The organism is Viridibacillus sp. NPDC096237 (assembly GCF_050278625.1).
Classification (GTDB): Bacteria; Bacillota; Bacilli; order Bacillales_A; family Planococcaceae; genus Viridibacillus.
The window spans coordinates 83,965-99,337 of the sequence record NZ_JBNNTI010000006.1 but is presented as its reverse complement, the minus strand read 5'-3'; the positions used below and the strand labels follow the sequence as shown (position 1 = coordinate 99,337).

14 protein-coding genes and 1 other annotated feature are annotated in these 15,373 nt (G+C 35.8%); of the genes, 6 read left to right on the top strand and 8 right to left on the bottom strand.

Annotated features, from left to right (window positions below; genetic code table 11):
* Positions 1–20 precede the first annotated feature (20 nt).
* Positions 21–203, top strand: a complete 183-nt coding sequence (locus ACQKMD_RS06315; protein WP_427750451.1) for a hypothetical protein — start codon at positions 21–23, stop codon at positions 201–203.
* Between the two features lie 149 nt (positions 204–352).
* Here ACQKMD_RS06315 and ACQKMD_RS06310 read toward each other — a convergent pair whose 3' ends face one another.
* A complete protein-coding gene (locus ACQKMD_RS06310; protein ID WP_427750406.1) occupies positions 353–460 on the bottom strand; it encodes a YjcZ family sporulation protein in 108 nt (35 codons plus the stop codon).
* A 144-nt stretch (positions 461–604) separates the two neighbouring features.
* Here ACQKMD_RS06310 and ACQKMD_RS06305 point away from each other — a divergent pair, with 144 nt between their 5' ends.
* A complete protein-coding gene (locus tag ACQKMD_RS06305) occupies positions 605–1,477 on the top strand; it encodes a peptidylprolyl isomerase (RefSeq protein ID WP_427750404.1) in 873 nt (290 codons plus the stop codon).
* A gap of 130 nt (positions 1,478–1,607) precedes the next feature.
* A complete protein-coding gene (locus ACQKMD_RS06300; RefSeq protein ID WP_427750402.1) occupies positions 1,608–1,925 on the top strand; it encodes a hypothetical protein in 318 nt (105 codons plus the stop codon).
* 66 nt (positions 1,926–1,991) lie between these two features.
* Here ACQKMD_RS06300 and yhaM read toward each other — a convergent pair whose 3' ends face one another.
* The 3 genes from yhaM to ACQKMD_RS06285 form a co-directional block, all read right to left on the bottom strand.
* On the bottom strand, positions 1,992–2,930 hold the full coding sequence (yhaM, locus tag ACQKMD_RS06295; RefSeq protein WP_427750400.1) for a 3'-5' exoribonuclease YhaM: 939 nt from the start codon (positions 2,928–2,930) through the stop codon (positions 1,992–1,994).
* The gene (locus ACQKMD_RS06290; protein WP_427750398.1) at positions 2,927–5,827 is read right to left on the bottom strand and encodes an AAA family ATPase; all 2,901 of its coding nucleotides are present in this window, start codon (positions 5,825–5,827) and stop codon (positions 2,927–2,929) included. Before ACQKMD_RS06290 ends, yhaM begins: the two co-directional genes overlap by 4 nt.
* A 219-nt stretch (positions 5,828–6,046) precedes the next feature.
* Positions 6,047–7,270: a metallophosphoesterase family protein gene (locus tag ACQKMD_RS06285; RefSeq protein WP_427750396.1), complete on the bottom strand. Its 1,224-nt coding sequence runs from the start codon at positions 7,268–7,270 to the stop codon at positions 6,047–6,049.
* A gap of 177 nt (positions 7,271–7,447) precedes the next feature.
* On the opposite strand from ACQKMD_RS06285, the gene ACQKMD_RS06280 reads away from it, so the two are divergent.
* On the top strand, positions 7,448–7,633 hold the full coding sequence (locus tag ACQKMD_RS06280; protein WP_427750394.1) for a YhzD family protein: 186 nt from the start codon (positions 7,448–7,450) through the stop codon (positions 7,631–7,633).
* Positions 7,634–7,675: 42 nt separating this feature from the next.
* On the opposite strand, the gene ACQKMD_RS06275 is transcribed toward ACQKMD_RS06280, so the two are convergent.
* The gene (locus ACQKMD_RS06275; protein ID WP_427750393.1) at positions 7,676–8,458 is read right to left on the bottom strand and encodes an enoyl-CoA hydratase; all 783 of its coding nucleotides are present in this window, start codon (positions 8,456–8,458) and stop codon (positions 7,676–7,678) included.
* Positions 8,459–9,228: 770 nt separating this feature from the next.
* Positions 9,229–9,462, top strand: a binding site (T-box leader).
* 80 nt (positions 9,463–9,542) lie between these two features.
* Between ACQKMD_RS06275 and ACQKMD_RS06270 the strand changes: the two genes are divergently transcribed.
* Positions 9,543–10,700, top strand: coding sequence for a pyridoxal-phosphate-dependent aminotransferase family protein (locus tag ACQKMD_RS06270; RefSeq protein ID WP_427750391.1), 1,158 nt, complete (start codon positions 9,543–9,545; stop codon positions 10,698–10,700).
* A gap of 2 nt (positions 10,701–10,702) precedes the next feature.
* Positions 10,703–12,289, top strand: a complete 1,587-nt coding sequence (gene serA, locus ACQKMD_RS06265) for a phosphoglycerate dehydrogenase (protein ID WP_427750389.1) — start codon at positions 10,703–10,705, stop codon at positions 12,287–12,289.
* 383 nt (positions 12,290–12,672) lie between these two features.
* Here serA and ACQKMD_RS06260 read toward each other — a convergent pair whose 3' ends face one another.
* The 3 genes from ACQKMD_RS06260 to ACQKMD_RS06250 form a co-directional block, all read right to left on the bottom strand.
* Positions 12,673–13,461, bottom strand: a complete 789-nt coding sequence (locus ACQKMD_RS06260; RefSeq protein WP_427750388.1) for an HAD family hydrolase — start codon at positions 13,459–13,461, stop codon at positions 12,673–12,675.
* Between the two features lie 168 nt (positions 13,462–13,629).
* Positions 13,630–14,238 (bottom strand): hypothetical protein, encoded by a 609-nt coding sequence (locus ACQKMD_RS06255; RefSeq protein WP_427750387.1) that lies wholly within the window; start codon positions 14,236–14,238, stop codon positions 13,630–13,632.
* 175 nt (positions 14,239–14,413) lie between these two features.
* On the bottom strand, positions 14,414–15,241 hold the full coding sequence (locus tag ACQKMD_RS06250) for a DUF2785 domain-containing protein (RefSeq protein WP_427750385.1): 828 nt from the start codon (positions 15,239–15,241) through the stop codon (positions 14,414–14,416).
* Positions 15,242–15,373: the final 132 nt, after the last annotated feature.

Genomic DNA, 15,373 nt, shown 5'->3' with positions numbered 1-15,373 from the left:
AGAGAGGAGGAAAAGACTTGATGATTGCTATTGTCGTCCTATTCTCGGTGTTTTATTTATTTCAAATCAACCGGATGACGTATGCTCTTTGTGTGCAAAAAGAAATTCCTGAAGAAAAACAACCAAAAATATATCGAACAATAAATGTGTTGATTACCATTTTGTTAATCTCCTTTTACTTGGAGATTCTGTTTACTGTGTAAGCAACCATTTTATAACATCTAAAATAGCTTGTTGGATAAGTTCTATCGACACTAAGTTAGTTCATCCATCCTAAAATTAGTGAAATGAAATTTATAAATAAGAAAGTCCATTCGCATTACTGCAAATGGACTTTCTTATTCCCTAAAACTTAGCAAATAAATGCCGTACCTACAATAATTAACAAAATAAAGAGCACGACAATTAAAGCAAAGCCTGAACCGTTAGAGTATCCGCCACCATTACTCATAACCTGCACCCCCTTCTAATTGCTATATTATGCATGGGTGTTTTTCTGTTTTAGGCTAATGAATATATGGAACCTTTTTCTTTTTTTATCGTTTTGTGTTATAGTTACAAATACATTGGTTATAAGTGACTAAAGTTGGGAGAGATTTTAAAGATGAAGAAAACCGTATTATCACTTACACTAGCAGCATCTGTTCTTGCTCTTGCTGCATGTGGAAATAATTCAAGTAACGAAATAGTAGCAGAATCAAAAGCTGGAAACATCACAAAAGAACAACTGTACCAAGAAATGAAAAACTCGGCTGGTACACAAACGCTTCAAACATTAGTTATCAAACGTGTTTTAGAAGATAAATACAAAATAACTGATAAAGAAGTAGACGCAGAGTTCAAAAAACAAAAAGAAGCAATGGGTGATACCTACGAACAAACTCTTGCTACTCAAAACTTAACTGAAAAAGATTTTAAAGAAAATTACATCCGTATTCTTTTATTACAAGAAAAAGCTATGGATATTTCTGAAAAAGATATCGAAGCTTTCTACGAACGTATGAAAACAGAAGTGAAAGCAAGCCATATCTTAGTTGCTGATGAAGCAACAGCGAAAGAAGTAAAATCTAAACTTGATAAAGGTGGAGATTTCACTAAACTTGCTAAAAAGTATTCTACAGATCCAGGTTCTAAAGAAGCTGGTGGTAAACTAGGTTGGTTCGGCCCAGATAAAATGGTTGCTGAATTTACAGACGCTTCATATGCTCTTAAAAAAGGTGAAATTAGCGGGCCAGTTAAATCTACTCACGGCTATCACATCATTAAATTAGAGGACAAGCGTGATGTTAAAGACCTTCCTTCATTAGAAGCTAGCAAAAATGAAATTAAACAAAAAATTGCTGCTGGTGATACAGCCCAAAAAAAATTCCTTGAAACAGCTACTAAGTTAATCAAAGAAGCTGACGTGAAGATTAAAGACAAAGATCTAAAAGACGCACTAAGCCAATTTTTAAATGAAGATAAGGCTGGAAAATAATTAGCCTCATAAAAGTACTTGGTCCATTACGATGGGTCAGGTATTTTTTCTTTATACGGGCCTCTGTCCTCTTAACATTTTGATTTGTAGCATGTTATAGAATTAACAAGTTAGAACGGAGGTGATTCCTTTGAAATGTCACAACCATCACCACTGCCATGGTTTCGGTCATGGCCACGGCCACCGTCACGGCCACGGTCATTGCCATCACGGTCAACACCCAGTCGTATGCCCTACACAATATCAGTTCAATGATTGCTATGTAGAAAGAGAAGTTCCCGTTATTCATCCTATAGTTACTGTAAACAGAAAACACATTGTTAATGTACCTCGTCATTACTACACACAAGCTACTGAAAACGTAGTAGTTGATCCAGGTAAACCAGTTCACTGCCCTACGAATATGCCGTGTCATAAACCATTCCATGGACTGTTCCGTAACTGTTAACAGTAATACTCTTTTAGTACGTAAAAAGGACCTCTCAGCATCGCTGGAAGGTCCTTTTTTATTTTATTAGTCAATTGTTGGTTTATAGAATGAACGATTATCTAATGGGAATAGTCTTTCTGTAAATTCTCCTGGAACAGTTTTACCTAGAGCACGTTTTAGCATATTCATTTTGGCATCAATATTATCGATGTAGTGAAGCATTTCAGCTTCTTGCAACATTGGCTTTTTAGGGCTTCCCCATTCTTCTTTACCGTGATGAGATAACACCATATGTTGCAATAACATGACTTCTTCACCCTCGATTTGAAGTGTATCTGCAGCTTTCGCAATTTCTGTCACCATAATCGAGATGTGCCCTAGCATATTACCTGTTACAGTATATGATGTTGCAACTGGTCCTGATAACTCAACTACTTTGCCGATATCATGTAAAATGATGCCTGCATATAGTAAATCCTTATTTAGAGTCGGATATAAATCAGCTATTGCTCGACCTAATTTTAACATCGATACGACGTGGTCTATTAAACCAGATGCATAATCATGGTGATTTTTTGTCGCTGCTGGGAATGTCATAACCGCATCTTGGTTTTCCTTTAATATATGTCTAGTAATGCGTGATATTTGTGGATTTTTTATTTCGAAGAAGAACTGCATCAATTGTTCAAACAATTCCTCTTTCGGTGTTTCAGCAGAAGGTACTAAATCCACTACAGAAACTCCCTCATCATTTGCTACTGGACGGATTGCTTTTATACGTAGTTGAGCTTTACCACGGTAATCATGGATTTCTCCACCAACACGTACAATGCCCTCAGATTGATATAGTTTTTCATGCTCTTCGCCTGTATCCCATAATTTCGCTTCAATACTACCGCTCTTGTCTTGTAAAATAAGCGTCATAAATGGCTTCCCCACTGTTGTAACGCCTTTTGTAGCTTGCTTAATTAATAAATAATGATCGACTGGCTCTCCGACTTGAAGTGATGCTATACCATTCATATGGAAGTCAATCTCCTTTCACTTTTTAAATTTGAAACATGAATGACGAATGATTTTGACCATTGATCTATCATATTTTCATGGCATGTAAAATAGAGTACCTGGTGTTTCGTTTGAATACTATCAACTAATTGTACCATGTTCCCAATGCGCAAACGATCAAAATGGACAAAAGGATCATCCATAATAATCGGAAATGGTGCAGATTGTTGTAATGAATCCGCCAATGCAAATCGTAATGCTACATAGGCTTGCTCCTTTGTGCCTTGGCTCAATTCAGCTATTGTATAGCGCATACCATCTTCAGCCACTGCTTCGAAAATACTTTCTGAGTTAATCTCTAAAGCCTCATATCGACCACCTGTTAATTGTTTAAAATATCGTTCTGCATCTCTCAAAACTGCTGGCAGTCTTTTTTCTTTTAAGTTTCGCATTGTTTCTTGTATTGCAGTTGAGATTGCTTGATTTATAGCCCATTCACGCGCTTGCTCCGCTAGAGCTGCTTTTTGCTCTTCAAACCTTTGAATCTGAATACCATATTTCTCGTCTTTTAATAATCCTGTTGTTTTGGCTTGTAAATCAGCTTGTTCACCGAGTAAATTATCTTTCTTTTCTTTTAAAGATAGCAGTGTAGCTGATATGTGCTCAAGTAGATTTTGGGATTCTGTATCATTTAATTGAATGTTAACAGCGGATTCATCAAACATTGCCAATTGTTCTTCTACTTGTTTTAATGAAAGGCAATTGTCCTTATAAAGCTGAAATTGTTCTGCAGCCTTATAGAAACCCTCTGCTGTTTCAACATCTGCTTCTTCAAATAAACTTAAAATTTCAGCTGTATAAGATTTATGCAAATTTGTCTTCTCCTCAATAATACTTTCTAGTTGTTGTAGTTTTTCTTTAGCAGTTACAACAAACTGTTGTTGCTCAGTCATTTTGAAAAAGACAGCTTGAATGGTAGAAGATAAGTTTTCTTTCGTACAAATCATTTCACAAGCTTCTGTGGCATCTTTTGTACGCCCATCTAGTTGAGCAGAAAGACTTTCTAATTGATATTCTTTCATCATTATACTTGTACTTTTTTGCTGAAGCTCACGTACTTGTCTGAATAACTCTGTTAAAAGTTCCGGCTGTAATGATCCGCTTATTTGAAACCGTTTTAAAAATAATTGAAGTTGCTCTTCACTTTGTTCAATAAATATATTAAATTTAGACACGGCCTTCTTTGCTTCTTTCAATTGCCCTTGTTTATCATCATACTGTTCTTGTAACAGAGTAATACGATCTTCAAATTGCCGAATTTTCGTTAGAAGTTGTTCCATATCAGATTGCTGGGATTCAAAATCATGAATCTCACGTATATGAGCTTCTTTATCTACTAGATTTTCTTCCTTTGGCACTGTACTATTATCTAAAATAAACCATAGTGCAACAGCTATAATAATGCCTATTGCAATCACAAGCCAATTAGATTGACTAATGCCAATTAGAATAGCTAATACTACAATCGCTATACTGAAAAGTTTTACTGACTTTGCGCTTTTAGCTGGTTTTAGACCTTGATTTAAGGTTGCCTTCGCTTCAGCTGCTCTTTGTATTTTTGCTGACCAATTGGCTGCCCGTTCTATCTCGTAGTCAGATGGTTGCTGTTCAAAGAGATTGTCTAGTTTTTGTTCAACTGCAACTAACTCCTGTTGAAGTTGGTCCACAGTACGCTGACTAAATCGGTATTGCTCTTCATTTTCTTCCATTTGCTTTACTAATTGACGAAAATAATCTTCCTGTTCAAGAGAAACTTCTGTTTGCTCTAAAGCTTGTTGTTGTTCATAATCCGTAATGCCCAATAAACGGTATTGGGCCATTTTTTCTTGTTGCAGTATTTCAATATCATTTTCAATACTTTTCACTTTAGAGAGCCACTCGCGCCATTCACTATCTTGGTCATTGAGGTTCTTTAGTCGTTGGTATCGTTCATCATTAAAATCTGCTTGGAGCTGTTTTTGGAGTACTTCTTTTTCTTGATGAACTTGGTTTAATATAGCTTGTACTTCAAGTTTTTTGTCTTTGTACAGTTCATAACGATGCACTCCGTTTGTCGGAAATCCTCTCTGTAAAATAGATTTGAGCCCTTGCTCTATCTGTTCTTTCTTTTGTAATAGAGGATAGAGTTGACGGAAAATATGTAACCTCTGTTGCTCTTGCAATTGCATAGATTCAGCTGATTTAATATCATCTAATTCTGCTGTAATTTGCTGTAACCTCAAAATAGTAGGCTCATATTCCTCAAGTTTTTTACGCTCTTCTTTTAGAATTTGATCACTTTCACGAAGTTCTTCAATTTGTCTATTTATTGTTGGGTTTTTACCTAATTTCTTAAAGAGCTCTCCAATTTTCTTTTCAAGTTCCTTTTCCAATTTAGTTAGCTGGTCAACACCTGTTGTACCTGAAGCTAATAACACTTTACTCAGTTCGTCTTCAGATATATTCTCTAGCTGTTGTAATTGGTGAACAGAAAAAGAAAAAATGGCTTCAAAACTTTCACGATTATAGCCGTGAACTATTTTCGCTAACTCCTCTTCATGCCCTCTTGTACCATCTTCAAAATAAACCGTAACATCGCCTATTGCTTTCCCCTTCACTCGTTCAATAACACAGTTCCCAAATTCATCGTCTATTATATGCACTTGGCCCCCATATTTACTGCCTGCTTTCGGTTCGTAGCGTAGCTGTTGCGCATTCTTCTGAGGAAAACCAAATAGTATATGAAGTATAAATTGCTGAATCGTCGTTTTCCCTGCTTCATTAAGCCCATAGAATACATTGATGCCATTTTTCAAATTAACCGTGACATTCTCATGTTGCCCGAATCCGAAAATAACCAGTTTGTGGATATACATATTGTTCACTCCCTTCTTTTACTTCAAAGATCAATTATGCCTCGGCATAATTGTGTCCGGAATCGGCTTTGTGCTTGCACAAAAACTCCTTTCCGATTCCGTGACATCCGCCGGAGGCTTTAACTTCTTTCAGCGGGTGTTTGGACACCCGCTGAAAAGTAGCTTAAATCCGCATTCATCTCACCACCTATAGAGGTGGGAGACTTCTGCTGAAAGAAGTTAAAGTTTTCTTGAAACTAGGTTTTTAAATAAGTTCTTTGTTTGTGCTGAAATTTGCTCTAAATCTAATTCAGATAGCGGCTCTAAATAACGTCCTCCCCTAGGATGCTGGTAAAGATCTTTTAGATTTTCTTTCCACTGCATATCGTCCCAACTGTCAATAACATAAAGTACTGCTTCTGTTGCTACAGTAGGATCATACTCCGTAAAATCTTGCCAATTGATGTGAACAGACTGCACCCAGATAGCGGGGGATTTCAACTCTTCTCTCTCGCGTATCAATTCAAGCCATTCTTCTATAGTAGTATCTTCGAATAACATTTTAGCGCTAGGTTCTATGTGCTCAAGTTTTAGTTCAACAACGCCTGCACCAGATATATCTCGAAATTGTTGTAACGTACTTTCGCATGCTTGTAAAATTTCATTGGCATGAATAAGGCCATCGCAATTAACTTCAAGCTGCTCATAAACAATCACTGATGTCGGTACAAAGTCTAGGTTAGCGCAATGCTGGTCCATCTCTACATCATAAAACCCTTTTATCCCACGCTCTTTGCGATGGCGACTTTGAATATTACCTGAATAAACAATAGGTGGGTAATCATTTACTATTTGACGTAAGTGGATATGACCAAGCGCCCAATAATTATATTGTTTTGAAAGTAAGGCTTCTTTTGTAAATGGTGCATAGACATCATGCGTTGTATTACCCATTAAACTACCATGAAGCATACCAATGTGAAGTGTATCCTTATTATTTGTAGCAACTGGATATGTATTAATCATGGGCTCTGTCACATGCCGATTAGGATAACTAAAACCATATATATGAACAGTAGTCTCACGGATTTGCAATGTCACTTGCTTCGTTTCCTTTGGTAGTACATGGACATTAGGAGGCAAGTCAAAACGTGTCCATTTTCCATTTAAATGATCATGATTTCCATAACTTAAGATGACTGGAATACCCTTGGCATATAATTGTTCCATCCCATTTTGGAAATGAGCTTGTGCACGTAAACTACGATCCTCTCCATCATATATATCACCCACAATTACAATAAAATCTGGACGTTCTTTTACTGCATATTGGATGAAGCGATCAAACGCAGCAAATGTGCTATTACGAAGCTCCTGTAAACGCTCCTTTGGGAGTGCAGACATCCCTTTAAATGGGCTATCTAAATGTAAGTCAGCAGTATGAAAAAATCGAATGGTTGACATGATTCCCTCCTATAATAAACACGAATATTTGTTCTTATTTTATCATAAAATTCTGGTAGTTTATAGCATAATCTAGCTTAACTAATAGACTACTATAATAATCCACTTGATGAGTTGTATGTTTTTTCTGACTTTTCTAGTATAATGAATACACATTCATAAAAAAGGGTGATGACTATGAAAGCATACCGATTTACGGCATTCGAAAAATCAGGGAAAACACTTTTTGACGAAGCATGGGAATTTGCAGACGATGAAACTGCAAAAAATCAAGGGCAACAACAAATTGAAGAAAAAGGGTTGGCAGACCAAACACATCGCTTAGTAAATTCTGCTGGCAAATTGATTTTGTTCCATTCATAATGAAAATGCCTTTCACAAAGTTACATTGTGAAAGGCATTTTTTTACTGTCCGTTGAAAACGGGTGTACGCTTCTGTATAAATGCTTGAATACCTTCTAAATGATCTACTGTTTTACGCATTTTAGATTGCGCAACTGCTTCCATTTTGAGAACATTCGATAGCTCTGCATATTTTTGCGTATGCAATATCTCCTTTGATGCAATCATTGCTGCAACTGGTGATTGTAATAATTTTCTTGCTAATAAATCTGCCTGTTCAGAAGCTTTCCCTTCAGGTACTACTTCGTCTGCCAAGCCTAGTTTTTTTGCTTCAGAACCAGTTAATACGTCACCTGACCAAATCATCTGTTTTGCAAGCGGCGTACCTAAACGCTCCTTCATAAAGAAATGCCCTGCTCCATCTGGTATTAGACCAATTCCAATGAAATTCATTGCAAGTTTACTATTTTCTTCTGCAATAATAATGTCACTAGCTAGCGTTAAACTAAAGCCTAATCCTGCAGATGCTCCATGAACTGCTGCAATTGTTATCATCGGTAACATATACATTGCTTTCACGAAGCGAGTAATATCAATCATAACTTCGTCAATATCCATTGGGCTTTCTTCATGAAGCATTGCTTTAATATCTCCACCAGCTGAAAATACTTTCCCTTCCCCTTTAATAATGAGTACTTGTATATCCCCATCATCATTTAATGCTTCAAAGCATTCGGCTAATTCTCTCATCATTACTTCATTCATCGAGTTCATCGCAGCTGGTCTGTTTAAAGTTAACGTCGCCAGTCTACCACTTTTTTCTAATTTTAATGTTTCAAATGTCATAAAAAACACCCCTTTTTTTAAAAATGAACAGTCATTCATATAATAATATTCTCTACTTTCTCCAGAACCCCTTTATTTTTTGAAAAATTATTATTCTTTATATCTTTTTAAACACCACTCCCTGCCTACCGCTAAATAAACACCCTCCTAAAAATGTTCCTTCTAACCCTGCCCCTACGACTATTACATCGTACTTCATCGTCTTCCTCCTTTATACGCACCAACTTAAATATTCATTCTTTCATTCACTTTAATATATTTCTTCAGTTTACGTATTGTTTGAATAAGGAATTATATTATCAACATAATGAAAAATTACAAATCAATGAAATAAAAAAGAGTTTAATTCACAATCCAGAAGTACTAAATCGTCTTTACAGAAATAGATACCATAATGTTAATTACGAACGTTTAAGCATTTTCCAGAAAAAAACTTGTGGTAGTTTCAACTATTTTCACACAACCAGTTTATAAAAATTGTTATTTTATGAAAACGCTTCACTTTACCACATTAATACTGAAAAGTGCTTTACAAGTGCATTTTATATACAAACATAGATACAAAACCAAAAGCATAATTACATAATTTTAATATTCCCCTAAAAAACTGTCCTCTCCATTAACACGAACTACGATAATGTTTTTTAATTTATTTGTTCGGTTTTACATCAATTTAAGCCTCATTTAAACCTCATTTATATAATTTTTTCAAAACATTGTTGACATTACCCGAATATAGCATTAATATTGATTTAAATTTAAAACACAGCAAAAATATGATGACGGAGACATGCTTCCCGAATTTGAAATCTTTAGAGAGCTAATGGTTGGTGAAAATTAGCGGTTTCAGCGGCAAGTTCCACTCCCGAGTAGATAGGTTGAACATTCCAAAGTATGCCTATACGGATCATGCACGTTACGCATATAGCAAAGACTGTCCAATATATACGGATAGTAATTCAAGGGTGGTACCGCGACTGTTAATTTAGCCTTTCGCCCCTTACATAATCTTATGTAAGGGACGGAAGGCTTTTTATATTTTCAAATACTTTAATTGTTTTTCAAATAAGAGAGGAGATTTAACATGTTACAAGATTATCAATTATTAAGAATTCCAGGTCCAACTCCAATTCCACCAAGTGTAGAGCGCGCTATGGCAAAGCCAATGATTGGTCATCGAGGTTCAGAAACTTCTAAAATGATCCAAAACATTAAACCTGGCTTGAAAAAAGTATTCGGTACAGAACAAGATGTTCTTATGATTACAGGTAGCGGTACATCAGGTTTAGAGGCTGCTATTGTTAATGTTGTAAAACCTGGCGATAAAGTGTTAGTTGTAGCAACTGGTGTATTCGGTCAACGTTTCACGAAAATTTGCCAAGCGTATCAAATTGATGTTGAAGAATTTGACGTTAAATGGGGTACATCGTTAAATCCAATAGAGGTAAAAGATTACTTAAAAGAACATCAAGATATTACAGCTGTATTCTCTACTTATTGCGAAACTTCAACTGGAGTTATTAACCCCGTCGGTGAACTAGCAAAAGCAGTTCATGAAGTATCTGAAGCACTAGTAATCGTTGATGGTGTATCTTGCATGGGCGGTATTGAAACAAAAATGGACGAGTGGGGCATCGATGTTCTTGTAACTGGTTCTCAAAAAGCATTCATGCTTCCTGCAGGCTTAAACTTTATCGGTGTAAGCGATCGCGCTTGGAAAGTCATCGAAGCTAATCCCAAAAAGGGCTTCTACTTAGACTTAACAAAATACCGTGACAACTTAGAAAAAGATACAACACCATTTACACCTGCACTATCTTTACTATTTGGTCTTGAACAAGTACTAAAAAACCTTGAAACTGAAGGGTTTGAAGAAGTATACAAACGCCACGCTTTAATGCGTGATATGACACGAGCAGCATTTAAAGCACTAGATATTCCATTATTTACAACAGATGCTGATGGTTCTCCAACAGTAACAGCTGTTAAACCAGCTGATTTTGATGCTGAAGCATTCCGTAAAGTACTAAAAACTGATTTCAATCTTTCTGTTGCAGGTGGTCAACAACACTTAAAAGGTCAGATCTTCCGTGTTGGTCATATGGGCTACTGCGCACCAACTGACGTATTACAAACATTAGCAGCAATCGAAATTGCGCTTATTAAAATTGGTAAGGAAATTGAGCTTGGTAAAGGTATAGCTGCAGCACAAAAAGTTTATCTTGAAGGAGCGAACAACTAATCATGGCTATTAACATTTTAATCAGTGATCCACTAAGCGAAGATGGTATCTACCCTCTTCGCCAAGAAAAAAATTTAGATTTAAATATTGTTATTGATACGGGCTTATCTCCAGATGAATTAAAAGCTAAAATCAAAGACTTCGATGTCTTATTAGTTCGTAGCCAAACTAAGGTTACCCGTGACATTATTGAAGCTGCAAATAATTTAAAATTAATTGGTCGTGCTGGTGTTGGTGTTGATAACATCGACCTTGAAGCTGCTACTGAAAAAGGAATTATCGTAGTAAATGCACCAGATGGTAATACAAACTCTGCTGCTGAACATACAACTGCAATGATTATGGCCCTTGCTCGCCATATTCCACACGCACATATGTCATTACAAGAAGGCCGTTGGGATCGTAAAAAATTCGTAGGTGTCGAATTAAAAAATAAAACATTAGGTGTTATCGGTTTTGGACGTATTGGTCAAGAAGTGGCACATCGTGCAAAAGGTAACCGCATGGATGTTATTGCATATGATCCGTTCCTAACTGCTGAAAAAGCTGAAAAACTAGGCGTAGACTTCGGTTCAGTTGAAGATGTAGTTAAAGTAGCTGACTTTATCACAGTTCATACACCTCTATTAAAAGAAACAAAACATATGATCAACAAAGAAATTTTCGCATTAATGAAAGACGGCGTTCGTATCATCAACTGTGCTCGTGGTGGAATCATTGATGAACAAGCACTTTATGATGCAATCGTTGCAGGTAAAGTAGCTGGTGCTGCTCTTGACGTAATGGAGGAAGAACCTTTTGTAGGAAACCGTCTGTTAGAATTACCGCAAGTCATTGCAACACCACACTTAGGCGCTTCTACTATCGAAGCACAAGAATCAGTTGCTGTTGACGTAAGTCATGACATCCTTAGCTATTTCAATATTGGTACTGTTCGTAACCCAGTAAACATGCCTTCTATTCCGAAAGACATTATTGCGAAAATCGAGCCATTCTTCGATCTTGGCGAAAAATTAGGTGCTTTCGTTTCTCGTTTATCTGATGCAGCAGTTGAAGAAATCAACCTTTACTTCGCTGGAGAACTAGCTAACTTCGACGTTCGTCCATTAACAAATAACACTGTTAAAGGATTATTAAAACGTAATTTAGGTAACCACGTAAACAACGTAAATGCACGTTACTTAGCTGAACGTAACACAATTAAAATTAACGAACATAAAACTACTACAGCAAAAGGTTTCTTAAACTCAATCACCGTTGAATTAGTTACTGCTACTGGAACTCATAAAGTAACAGGTACTCTATTAAACGGTCTAGGTGCTCGTATCGTAAAAGTAGATGATTACGTAATCGATGTTGTACCAGAAGGCCACTTATTATTTATCAAACATACTGATAAACCAGGTGCAATTGGTCGTGTCGGTACTCTATTAGCAGAAAAAGATATTAACATCGCAACAATGCAAGTTGGTCGTTCAAACCAAGGTGGAGATGCCATCATGATGTTATCAGTAGATAACCACATCGAAAACGTCGATTTCCTAAAAGCACAAGACAACATCTTTGACGCGAAAACTATTGATTTATAATTAATGCTGAAGGCGCTCGTTTAGACTCAACTGGCGTTGGAGGGCTCGAACACAAGACGCTTTTTGTCTTGTGCCGAGAGACCGAAACGATCTGAGAGTCTAGCGCCTGAAGCTGGATATCTCACTTTAGGTAGGCAACCTAAGTTCGCGACGTCCTGTCGCAACGGTTGCATGACCAACATCCTGTTGGCCCAAGGCGCTCGTTCAACAATTAACTTAATACCTATCACACTAAACTACTCTTCGATTTATTAATCTGGAGTAGTTTTTAGTTTCAATTCTTTAAATTTCTTTTTTAGTTGTATTATTCTTCTCTCATATACTAAAGCACTACTTTATAAAAACAAAAAAGCCATCTATTCTTTAGATAGCTTTTTAAAGAATTAAATTGTTTTAAGAAGTGGTAATAATTCACGTAATGATTCAATTTCATAAGTTGGTGAAACGCCTTCAACAGGTGCTTTTTTTTCACGATTAATCCAAGCAGAGCGCATGTTAACACGTGATGACCCTAATATATCAGTCATCAAATTATCCCCGACCATAATAGCTTCATCCGCTTGAATGTTAGCGATTTTTAAGACATGTTCGAAAATAGAGACATCCGGTTTACCACGACCAAGATCACCTGAAATGACGATATGTTCGAAGTAAGGAGCGATTTCTGGCGTAATCTCCAATTTTGTTTGTTGTAGACTTGGTGAACCATTTGTTAATAGAATCAATTTAAAGTTCCCTTTTAATGCATCCAGTACTTCAAATGTTTCTTCATAAACAAAAGGACTTTGCTTACGCGCCTCGATAAAATATTCTCCTAGTTCTGCACCTAGCTTAGCATTATCTATTCCTAATTTTGCTAAACCTACTGTCCAAGAATCTTTACGATAAGCCGGAACAACTTGTTTTAATTGTTGAAACTCCTCTGTTGGATCATCAAATGTTCCCCAAAGACCTTCAAATGGGTTAATGCCGATCATTTGTGTATATTCATATGTAGGGTAAGACGCATAGAAATTACATGCTGCTTCTCTCACTGTTTCTTCAAGTTCAAAAGGATCTACTGTCACCTGCTCTGCTGCCTTTTTACAAGTCAGCTCAAATGCAGCTGCAATACTTTTTTTATCCCAAAGCAAAGTATCATCTAAGTCAAAAATTACCGTTCGAATTGTCAAAATAATCGTCTCCTTCATCAAAAGAAAAGTTTATGTATTATCATTATCCTAGCATATTTCTAGTTATTAATTATTAAAATCCATCAAATTAAATCAACAATTTTATCGTAATAAAACAAAAAGATCATTAGCTTGAGATTCTTAGCTAATGACCTAATGTAAAGCGTTTCAATTATCTTCACCGATTTCATCCAATACATCTGGATAAATTATTTCATTGAATATTTTACCGTTTTTAGCATCTTTCATTTTGACAGTAACCTTCAAATCTTCCTCTGCAGTTCCGTCAAAGACTTGATAAAACATACCTGCAATACCTAGAGAGAATACCGCAAAACCATCAAAGCTATTTTCAAACTCTTTTTTATCGACTGTTACTGTATACTCAGAGAAATTACTATTAAAGTTGATTTTAAGAACTGAAGGTATTTCTGAATCATCTTCAATTTCTTTTACATTAGAAGCTGTACTCTCCTTCATTTCCTTCATAAGAGTATTGTGTTTCTCGCGTGACATAATGTAGGTTGCAGAACCATCATTATTTTTTTCAACTTTTATATATTTATTTTTTTCCTTTGCATCCTTGATAATTGCATCTATATCTTCACCTTCATAAAATGAGGCTGGGACTTTTATTTCGATATTCATTAAGTCTTTCTCTACTGTAAAGTCACTTTTTTTATATTGCATATTTTCTGCTTTCTCTTCAGATGAGCAGCCTGAAATCACTAATGCACTAGAGATTATTCCGCCTGCTAGTAAACCTTTGAAATACATATTTCCCTACCTTCCGAACCTATAGTTCTCAATATTGTACCATATTAAAGGTAGGCATTTTATCTTAAATCTAAAAAATTCTAATGCAATATATTAGTTTCCTGTTCAATCTATTTATGTAGTTTGGTTTTTATTTTACTTGAAAAACCATTCAAACTACTCTAAGGAAAATTATTTAACTAATTTCTTTCAAACAGCGTACAATCTTTCTCTCAATAAAAGCATACTTTTTATCCGTAGACGCTATATAGTAGAAGCTTTTTAAAAATTTCTTACAGTTCGCTTGTAGAATAACAAATTTTTTAGTAGACGCCTTTTCTTTTTGCTTGGCCAAAAAAGGCGGAATCCTCTCAAAAAGTCCTTTTGCTATATCAATAGATAATCCATTTTCAAGCATCGTAAATATCGGTATGATTACTCGCTCATCCTCATCGGAAATATAAACTGCTTTCGATGTAAAAATTTTATTCACTAATGATTGAAAAATTTCGTCATAATCGGCTACTTTTAAATATGGATTCTTTACTAGTTCATCAATGGCATACGCAGTATTTACAACACTATGAGCCCACCCTTTGTTTGTAACATAGCCCCTTATATCTTCCTCTAAATCTAAATATGTAACTAACTTGTCCTTAACCTTTCCAATCATTTCTTCAGTCAAAAATGGATGCTGTAAGTCTTGATTTAATAGTAGAGCTATTAATAATGCTGTGTTAGAACGTTTAAAAACACTGTCCACGCCATTTCCACCAATTTCATCAAATAAATAAATGTCGCTAAGCGCAGTATTTAACATATCTATCATTAGCTCATCAGATAGATGTCTGTTATCAATTAGTTTCCAAAATGCTTGATAAATCAATTCATCTCGAAAATCAGCATCAGTTGACCCAATATGCTCCATCATTGAAAACACAAAACGATGCTCAGCTATCTCTGTCCAATTCCTCTGACCATTTTGCAACTCTAATAGTAGGTTCTTTACTTCTTCCTCATTCATAGCTACACCACCTTTAGTGATAATTCTCTTTTATTAACATATTCACTGGTAAAGCTATTCATGATTAACCTTTTACATCCTAATATTCTCAAAAAATAAATTTGATAGTATATTCCCTTAGCACTGGATTAA